At 64.3% G+C, this 729-nt stretch carries 1 pseudogene; it reads right to left on the bottom strand.

Annotated elements, in window-relative coordinates:
* Positions 1-378 precede the first annotated feature (378 nt).
* Positions 379-729: pseudogene (locus A5622_RS06740) on the bottom strand (DUF222 domain-containing protein); the annotation flags it as partial.

Genomic DNA, 729 nt, shown 5'->3' on the forward strand with positions numbered 1-729 from the left:
GGTAGCCGGCTTGCGTGGCAGCGAACTCGTGGTCGGCGAGCAGTTTTCCGGTGTTGGCGTCCAGCACTGCGGCGTGATGGGTCCGTTTGTGGGTGTCGACTCCTGCGACGATGTGACGAGATGGGGGTTTGGTTGTCATGCTGGTGATTGCCGTCCTCTATTTCTGGGTGGATGGGTGGCGTCACCGGCGTTGGCGGTTGGACACAACAGAGATGGGCAGCTTGTGGGTGCAAGCTCCTATGAAGTCACAGCCGTCGCGTCGGTGACGTCGAGCACGTCACTCGCGGCGCCAGTCGACAAATCCACGCAAGGACAACCAAGCGGCGTCAATGGACCTCAGAGTCAGACCACCGCCGCGAGCGACATCCCATTCTCTCTGTGGACTTCGCAGTAGTAGCCGCCCACGGTGCAGCCGGGGTTTGAGCAGCCGCGGTCTTTGGCGTACAACATGATTCGTTGGCCGGGTGAGGCGAGGCGTTTGGTGTGATAGAGCGCCAGGGCCTTGCCGTTGTCGAAGATGGCGAGATAGTGGTGGGCGTGGCGGGCCAGGCGGATGACATCGCTCATCGGCAGCAGGGTGCCGCCGCCGGTCAGCCCGCGCCCGGCGGCGGCTTCGAGCTCGGCCAGTGTGGTGGTGACGATGATGGAGGCGGGTAACCCGTTGTGCTGCCCCAGGTTCCCGGAGGCCAGCACGCCGCGCAGTGCGGCGTTGAGTCCGTCGTGGTTGCG

The sequence above is a fragment of the Mycobacterium sp. 1245801.1 genome (assembly GCF_001673055.1).
GTDB classification, from domain to species: domain Bacteria; phylum Actinomycetota; class Actinomycetes; order Mycobacteriales; family Mycobacteriaceae; genus Mycobacterium; species Mycobacterium europaeum_A.